The sequence below is a fragment of the Psychrobacter sp. Pi2-51 genome (genome assembly GCF_904846665.1).
GTDB classification, from domain to species: domain Bacteria; phylum Pseudomonadota; class Gammaproteobacteria; order Pseudomonadales; family Moraxellaceae; genus Psychrobacter; species Psychrobacter glaciei.
This window is the reverse complement of sequence record NZ_CAJHBP010000044.1, coordinates 1-8731: the sequence shown is the minus strand read 5'-3', so window position 1 is coordinate 8731 and position 8731 is coordinate 1. Positions and strand designations below refer to the sequence as shown.

5 protein-coding genes, 1 tRNA gene and 1 pseudogene are annotated in these 8731 nt (G+C 43.0%); 3 read left to right on the top strand and 4 right to left on the bottom strand.

What is annotated here, in order from left to right; genetic code table 11:
• Nucleotides 1-145: 145 nt before the first annotated feature.
• Nucleotides 146-222, top strand: a tRNA-Val gene (locus JMY08_RS13645).
• A gap of 435 nt (nucleotides 223-657) precedes the next feature.
• Nucleotides 658-1563, top strand: coding sequence for a LysR family transcriptional regulator (locus JMY08_RS13640; RefSeq protein WP_201593730.1), 906 nt, complete (start codon nucleotides 658-660; stop codon nucleotides 1561-1563).
• Between the two features lie 83 nt (nucleotides 1564-1646).
• Here the strand turns inward: JMY08_RS13640 and JMY08_RS13635 are convergent, their stop codons facing one another.
• The 4 genes from JMY08_RS13635 to JMY08_RS13620 are packed head-to-tail and all read right to left on the bottom strand — an operon-like array spanning nucleotide 1647 to nucleotide 6663.
• Nucleotides 1647-2963, bottom strand: a complete 1317-nt coding sequence (locus JMY08_RS13635) for a DUF3100 domain-containing protein (protein WP_201593729.1) — start codon at nucleotides 2961-2963, stop codon at nucleotides 1647-1649.
• A gap of 49 nt (nucleotides 2964-3012) precedes the next feature.
• Nucleotides 3013-4176, bottom strand: a complete 1164-nt coding sequence (locus JMY08_RS13630; protein WP_201593728.1) for a M20 aminoacylase family protein — start codon at nucleotides 4174-4176, stop codon at nucleotides 3013-3015.
• A gap of 18 nt (nucleotides 4177-4194) precedes the next feature.
• A complete protein-coding gene (locus JMY08_RS13625; protein ID WP_201593727.1) occupies nucleotides 4195-5733 on the bottom strand; it encodes an aldehyde dehydrogenase family protein in 1539 nt (512 codons plus the stop codon).
• A gap of 3 nt (nucleotides 5734-5736) precedes the next feature.
• Entirely contained in the window at nucleotides 5737-6663 is a 927-nt protein-coding gene (locus tag JMY08_RS13620) for an NAD(P)-dependent oxidoreductase (protein WP_227679694.1), read from the bottom strand.
• Between the two features lie 1100 nt (nucleotides 6664-7763).
• On the opposite strand from JMY08_RS13620, the pseudogene JMY08_RS13615 reads away from it, so the two are divergent.
• Nucleotides 7764-8595: pseudogene (locus tag JMY08_RS13615) on the top strand (IS3 family transposase); the annotation flags it as partial.
• Nucleotides 8596-8731 lie beyond the last annotated feature (136 nt).

The window sequence follows — 8731 nt, the reverse complement described above, 5'->3', positions numbered from 1 at the left end:
ATGATATATTTAGTAAATATACACAAAAAAATATTCTGTAGTGCTTAATATAGACTTCAATTCTAAATATAATAATAATAAGGCAAGATTATGATAAAAAAGACTTGCAAAGTCTGAGAAACTTGCTAAAATGCTCAACCTAAATAGGCGTATAGCTCAGTTGGTTAGAGCGCTACCTTGACATGGTAGAGGTCAGCAGTTCGAGTCTGCTTATGCCTACCAAATATTTAGAAAGCCCCAGTCTAACGATTGGGGCTTTTTTTGTCTGAAAAATATGGGCTGTAGCGGGAAACTCTTGCTTATATAAACTCATGGTCATGATTATGCAATCAGCTTTAAATCATTTGAAAAAGCGACGGTGACCAAAACGTGAGCGACCCTTAAAAACTATTAAAATTAAAAGCCTCTTTTCGACCTCCACTTCAAACTCTAGGCTAGTGACCTCTGCTGTCAAATCTGTACAAGTAAACTTGAAAGATTATCGTTTTAAAAAGTCTAGGTCACTGTTTGTTTTTATTAAGGTATACTTTTTTATACACCATGGGCACTTTTATAGGTTCGACTAAATAGTATACCGATACTGTCCCTTATTGCTCCATCCATGGGTCAAAGTGCTGCACCTATTCAATGAAACCAAAAACAGAGCAAGAGGAAGCAATGAAAGAGATTAATGGAAAGCGGTTATCCTATCTTTATGAGGCTGTGACTATGGGTACGATCCGGGCTGCAGCAGATAAGCTAGATATTGCTCCCTCGGCCATCAGCCGACAAATATCTCTGTTAGAAAAAGAGTTAGCATGCATTCTTATTGAACGGCACCGAAAAGGAGTAACACCAACAGAAGCTGGTAGTATTCTCTTACAGTTTTATCGGGAATCAGTCTCAGCTGAAGAGACTTGTGTTTCCAAATTACAGTCGTTGTTGGGATTACAGCGGGGTCACATAAAGTTAGCAATGGGTGATGGTTTTGTTGGGGACTTAATGTTGGGCCCATTATCTGAGTTTGCCTGTCTATATCCGGAGCTAACACTTTCGATCAGTACTGGTGGATCAAATGAGGTGATTCGTCAGGTTGAGGAAGATGAAGCGCATATCGGGCTAGTATTCCATCCCAGCAGTCATCCGCGCATCCGCTCACAGGTTATCAGTTGTCAGCCAATGTATATTATTGTTTCGCCCGACCACCCGTTAGCCGATCGAAGTAAGCCTATGCAGTTGAAGGAGCTTTTGGAATATCCAGTGGGGCTAGCTGAAAGTCGTTTTGGCGTGCGTCAGTTACTAGCAATGGCCGAATTTCAACAAAAAATTCGATTTGACCCTATCCTAACCACTGACTCATTCACTGTGCTAAAGAATTTTGCTCGCTCAAATATGGGTTTTACCTTTCTACCGTATTTTGTAGTGTCCAAAGAAGTGAAAGACGGACATTTGATAGCAATCCCTATAGACAATACGCTACTGTCAAGCGGTGAAGCTCATATCGTCACTCGGTTGGGTCGTCATCTATCCCAAGGCCCGCATGAATTACTACAGCATATGAAGTCATGGATGAAAGCTTTGTAAACGGGCTGCACACCAGCAACGTTGAGTTGCTGGACGCTGTTTTGAAATAGCTGTTAACGTCGAACTGAACGGCTTCGCGCCTTTTACAGCATAGCCTGGGCTATCATGGCAGAACCCAAAAAAGTGCCAGTGAAAGTAAGCAGCGCAACCACTGCGATTTTAAATCCAGATTTTTTAAACAAAGTCACCTCCATCTGAGAGATTGCAAACCCTGCATAGGCAAGCACAGGCGTAATGAGTTGTAATACGCCAAGCTTTTCTGTTTCTACTAAGACATATTCGCTCATTGGAAACTGTGGCAAAGATATCAAAATGGCCACAATTGATATCCAAGCAATAGCAGGGACATTGACAGGAATAATCTCCTTTAATAAAACGCCAGCGATACAACAAGCAAACAGAATCAACATGGCAGGTAGAGCAGAAATTGGATCAACACCTTGCCCTACCCAATTGCTTAGCAATAGAACGATACAGATAACCGCTAACAGAGATAAAGACTGCTTTACTGATAAAATAGATTGCTCTGGTACCTTTAAACCAAAACCTTTTTGTGTGGCAGTACTGATATCAGTATTCTTCTTAAATTTGTTAATAACTTTATATAAAAACTCTGTGAATGGTAGGGCAACAAACAAACTGACGAATAGCCCTGTGGCGTAAGTTAGTAGATTAGAGGTCGCTGCAAACGCAGTAATAGTTTCCGCTTGAGCAGGTACCGTTTCTGCGAGCGCTGCTGAACAGGCACCCATCATACTACCACTACCAATACCACAAGCCATAGCGAGCGCTCGAACATCCATGATATCCATAGAAGCAATAATACCCGCCATTAATGAGAAGTAAATTGCGCCAAACAACGTACCCATTACATAGACACCCATGACACCAATACCTTCGGCGCTCTGAAGCCCATACTTATCAGCAATGAGCGCAATATTTGGTTCACGAGCAATTGAGTGAGTGGCACCAATAGCCTCCCTCCCCATTCCAAATACCAATACCGCAACGGGTAAGGCGATAAGAGCAGTCATTACATTGCCCAACTCTTGTAGCAAAAGGGCGGGACCTGCGGCTATGATTTCTTCGACCTTAGGACCGACACCAACACCAAATTTTGCAATGAATGGCATGATACTCAAAAGGACGGCGTAGCTTGCAAATTTTGCTCGGTCTCTAGAAATTACCGCTTTCATTGAAGGTATAACGTTGGGATTCAATAGTAGTGTAAATATGAATGCATATAGCAAAGGCAGTAAGACTAGTGTACCAATACCAATAGGTATCTTAATGATCCCTATCCATTCTGCAAATAGCGATGTAATAATTACTAGTAAATGCAGCTTCCAATCAAATAAGTGCTTCGTCATTGTACTTGATAGTATAGTGGTATTATTCATAGCAGTTCCTTTTGCATTTTATGATGCCTACGTTTTTTGATGATTTGGTTTATGCAGAAATTTTTGGTAGCTGAGACTCAACTAAAGAGACCCATACTTTGATTCCTGTCTCAATAGCATCGTCATTAAAATCATAAGCCGCATTGTGTAATGGTTTGGAGGGGCTATTACCATCAACACCTAACCAAAAATAAGCGCCCTTGACGACTTGACTCATAAATGAAAAATCCTCAGAAGCCATTGATGGTTCCACATCAGTATTTACGTTATCAGCACCCAGCGCGTCAGTAGCCGCCTCTTTGATGTCAAGATAGGCTTGACTGTCATTAGTGGTGACTGGATAACGAATATGGTAATCCATCTCGCCTGTGACCCCATATAAAGGCGGTAGTACGGCAACCATTTCTGTCAGCATATCCTGCATGGACTGGCGTACGTCCATATCAAAGCTACGAACCGTTCCTTTAAGAATGGCGTAATCAGGAATGACATTGGTCGTATCCCCACTATTCATCTGAGTAACGCTAATGACGCCTGATTTGAGCGGAGATATTCGACGAGAGACAATAGATTGAATATTAGTAATCAATGCTGCGCCTGCTGCTATAGGATCAGCGCCTAAATGTGGCATCGCTGCGTGAGTTCCTTTACCAGTTAAAGTAATCTCAAAGGTATCAAAAGACGCCATCATAGGTCCGTCGTTGACCGCAATCTCTCCCACAGGTAGACCTGGCCAGTTATGTAACCCGTAGACGGCATCCATAGGGAACTTATCAAACAACCCATCGTCAATCATAGCCTTTGCACCGCCTAAGACCTCTTCAGCAGGTTGAAAGATAAAATAAATGGTACCGTTAAAGTCTTTATGCTGGCTAAGATGCTTTGCCGTACCAAGCAAAACTGACGTGTGACCATCATGACCACAGGCATGCATACAGTTCTCGTGAGTGGATTTATAATCAATATCGTTTTGCTCTTTTATTGGTAGCGCATCAATATCAGCTCGTATGCCAATAGTAGGACCTGAGCCGTTCTTTAGAACACCGACAACGCCCGTGCCGCCCAATCCTTGATGCACTTCCATCCCAAAGCTCTGTAATTTATCAACAATAAATGATGAGGTCTTGAACTCTTTAAAGCCCAGCTCTGGTTGACTATGGATTTGCTGACGCCACTGCTTTACTTCACCTAGTAGGGTTTCGTTAATTAACATGTGTTTTCTCCTTACGTACTATTGAATTGAGTAACCAAATTGGATAGCGGAGTCTTTTGCTGTTTCGACCCAGACACTTTTGGTCTGTGTATATTCGAGTAAACCTTCGTAGCCACTCGATCGACCATAGCCACTCTCACCAAAACCACCAAATGGCGACATGACGTTGATTGATTTATAGCTATTTACCCAGAATGTTCCAGCATTTACTTGAGCGGCCATCCGATGCGCGCGGCCGACATCAGCCGTCCAAACAGCGCCCGCTAAACCAAAACGACTGTCGTTTGCTATCGCTACCGCTTCTTCTTCTTCATCGAATGAAATAACAGAAACCACAGGTCCAAAAATTTCTTCCTGCGCGACTCGCATATCATTTTTCACATTGGCCAAAACGGTTGGCTGATAAAAGTAACCGTTTCCACCGCCACAAATAGCACCTGCCTTTCCGCCTGCGGCAACAACCGCACCTTCAGCAATACCGTCCGATACTAACGAGTGTACGTGGTCAAACTGTTTTTGATTATTGATCGGTCCCACCATCGTGCCTTCATGCCATGGCAAACCCACGGGCAACTTACTCGCGGCCGAGGCAACCCGATCCAACACTTCTTTATAGATATGACGATGGACCAATAACCGAGCACCCGATACACAGCTCTGTCCAGCAGCAGAAAATACCGCAGCTTGCGCGCCCACTACCGCGCGATCCAGATCAGCATCTGGAAAAATTATATTGGCTGACTTACCACCCAGCTCCAATACGCAAGGGATGACACGTTGCGCAGATGCCGAAGCAATGAGCGCGCCAGTCTTCGGTGAGCCAACAAAAATCACTTTTTTAGTTGCCGGATGAGCAATGGCAGCAGATCCTGTGGTGTGTCCCAGCCCATTAATGACATTGACCAAACCACACGGGATACCTGCTTGCTCAAGAATTTTAACGAGTGCTGTTGAGCTTAGTGGGGTTAATTCAGATGGCTTTAGTAAGACGGCATTGCCGGCGCAGATGGCTGGCGCGATTTGCCAGCCTCCAGTAAATACAGGTGCATTCCAAGGGGTGATTTGAGTGACGACACCATAAGGCTCATGGCGAGTGTAGTTCAAGTGGCTTGTGGGTACGGGGATAACTTGCCCCATAATTTTGTCACACCAGCCAGCATAGTATTCAAACATCTCTGCAACTTTTGCCACCTCAACCCGGCAATCACGAATAGGCTTGCCTGCAGAGATACACTCTAAGCGTGCCAAAGGTTCTGCGGCTTCGCGTATTTTCATGCCGCACTTCCACATTAACTGACCTCGTGCACTGGCAATCATTGACCACCATACTTTTTGAGCTTTCATAGCGGCATCAGCGGCATCAGCAACAATACTTTTTCCCGCATCACGATAGGTTAAGAATACCTGACCCGTTGCTGGGTTAGTCAGATCGATGTTGTCTCCATTACCTGTAACTAATTCTCCATCAATCCAGCTGCCAAATTCAGAAGTACCTAATAGTTCATTAAGTAATATGTCAACTTGCTGCTCGCCATTTCCTTCTACGATAAAACTCATAACCTACTCTCCCAAGCCGGCATTTCTTACAATGCAGTTAAAATCATCCTGATCAGGTATGTTTGCTTCACTCTGCGACCAAATCTCAGCTACCTGCTGCGCCAAAGGCAACTCTAATCCCATCTCACCAATCATATTTTTTGCCAGACGTACGTCTTTACGCATCAGCTGCATCGTAAAACCGGAATCAAAACTTTGGTTGAGAATCCAACGAGGGAAATTAACTTCACTAATTGCACTACGACCTGAGCCGGCATTCAAACCAGCAATAAGGTCTGCAGGATCAAGGCCTGCCTTGGTGCCCAAAGCTACTGCTTCGGCAGTGGTCACGAGATGTGCGGCACATAGCAGATTATTAATGAGCTTAGCGGCATGTCCATTGCCAGACTTGCCCATGTAGACCACTTTTGAGCTTAGCGCATCCAGATACAACTGAGCACGTTCAAGGGAGTTGCGTTCACCTCCAACAAGCATCACCATAGTACCGGCTTCAGCACCCGCCGGACCGCCACTGACAGGACAGTCCAATAACTGATGGCCTAACTGATCCAGCTCTATCGCGAGTACCCGCGTCACCTCTGGTTCTGAGGTAGAAGTATCAATGATTAGAGTATTAGGCTGAGCGCAGTCAATAATGCCACCTTTACCTTTAACAACTGCTTGTACATGCTTTGCCATTGGCAAAGATAGAATGATGACGTTAGATTCGGTACAAAGCGCTTTAATATCTGCAACCACATTCACGCCCACTTCTTTGGCAGCTTGGCGTTGGGTTTCTCCTATGTCCGTGCCAAATACTTTAAAACCTTTGCGAAGCAAAGACTGAGCCATACCACTGCCCATACGGCCTAAACCGACAATACCTATATTTCCATTAGTCATGTCTATTCCTTTAGTCTTGTGTTTTCTGTCAGTCTTATTATGACTAATAAACCATTAAGAATAATCACAACAAATAACCTTTTGCGTTCTAAAAAAGGCAACACTAGCGTAAGAAACTAGATAGGTTTCTCTTGACTTCATTTTGTTATTTGTAGAGACTGGTAAGATGTTACTAAAATAGCTATAGCGAGCTTATAGCAGACATAACCGATTGATGACTTAGTTTTGGGAACGTTGTCATTTCGGTCTTGGTGGGCGGAGTTTTACATGGATGAATACTGCGACCGAATACAAGGTCCAGATAGTTGCTAGGTCGTTTGCTATATAGTTCACCCGTTAACTAGTAATGACAAACCTTGAGTAGTGTGGTGGTACGATGTAATGATGAAAAATCTTAATGATAGAACATAACCCTTAGTTGCGGTTGTATTCAAGGAGATGTTGTGGATCGTCCATATGGTGAGTATTTTGTCCAGCGTATGGACGATCCACAACGTTTATTGGGGCAAACGCAGGTTGTGACAATTTGGGAAAATAATCGAAGTCGACAGAAACCAATCTTCAAGACTCACGACTTACTGGTCGATTTTCATAAAAGTAATTGGCGTTACAACTCGTTTGTTAAAGCTGATTGGAATTCAAGTATCCACCGATATATATTCACTTCAATATATGAGAGACTTGAATCCTTTAATCAAATTTGAGCCTCATTATAGTGAAGAGTTAGTTTTTGAGCATAATTAAGTACTTTTATTCATATTATATTTCGATAGGGGATCACTATCTCATAGCTCGTACTACGTCCTGAAGCCTAAGATTTTTTAGCACGCTCTTCTTTATCAAATCATTAACATCTCGTAGTAACTAATACCCTCATCACTGTAGAAAAAAGGCTAAATCATAATCTACTTTTTATTCCTAAAATGCCACATATTAAATACTACCTTCAACTGTATAGTCTCCCGATGTCGAAAGTAACAGTTGGTCCTCCTATCACATTCTGCTAAATACCAAGCGACAGAAAACTCTAACTACTTATTACTCAATGAATCATTCTCACTATTTTCGGTCTAATTTGACAACTGAGCTATGCTGAAAAAACCGTACACCTAAACTTGGTAAACTAAGCGTATTAATCGGAGTTCACCATGACCAAGAAATTAAGAACCTACGGTGACGAATTTAGAGCTGAAGCTGTTGAAAGGACAGCAGACAACAACGGCAATATTTCAGCGACTGCAAAACAGCTTGGCATAGCCATGCAGACTTTCTCTAACTGGCACAGTAAAGCCAACCAAGGCAAGCTTGTCGGCATAGAACAATATGATCCTGAACTTATGACGGCTCTTCAAGAAATAAAGCAGCTCAAGCAACAACTTAAAGTTGCCGAAGAGGAACGTTAAGAAACAGTCTAGTAGACTGTTTTAGTGACGCAAGACGTAGGTGACAACTAGTAAGGTACGCCTTTATTAAAGACAATCAGCAGATATTTAACATCACCACTGACTCAAATCATAACAAGCTAGTTTATCCAAACGTGCTGGATCAAAAGTTTGACGCCAGTCGACCTAATGAATCTTGGGTCAGTGACATAACTTATATCTGGACGAATGAGGGCTGGCTGTACTTGGCTGGTGTTAAAGACTTATATACCAAAGAGCTCGTCGGCTACGCTATAAGTAAGCGCATGACCGCTGATTTAGTTTGCCGTGCATTGAACATGGCAATCAAGAACAAGAGACCAGACCAAGGGCTAATAATCCACTCTGACAGGGGCAGCCAGTATTGCAGTCATGCCTACCACAAGATTATCAAACAGCATCAATTTACAGGCTCCTTGAGTGGTAAGGGCAACTGCTTTGATAACGCTCCGATAGAAAGCTTCTGGGTACATTGAAGAATGAGCTTGTGTATCACCAGAACTATAAAACAAGGTTTGCAGCGATCAATGATATCATCGGCTATATCGAGCTGTACTACATGAGGAGCGATTAGCGAAATAAAAAGCCAGATACTTGCAGTATTTGGCTTTTTATAAGGCTCTGTCCCATCCTAGAATGAGTTGATATATTTTAGGCGATATTATGTCAAACCTAGAGAGTAACAGAGCTAAGCG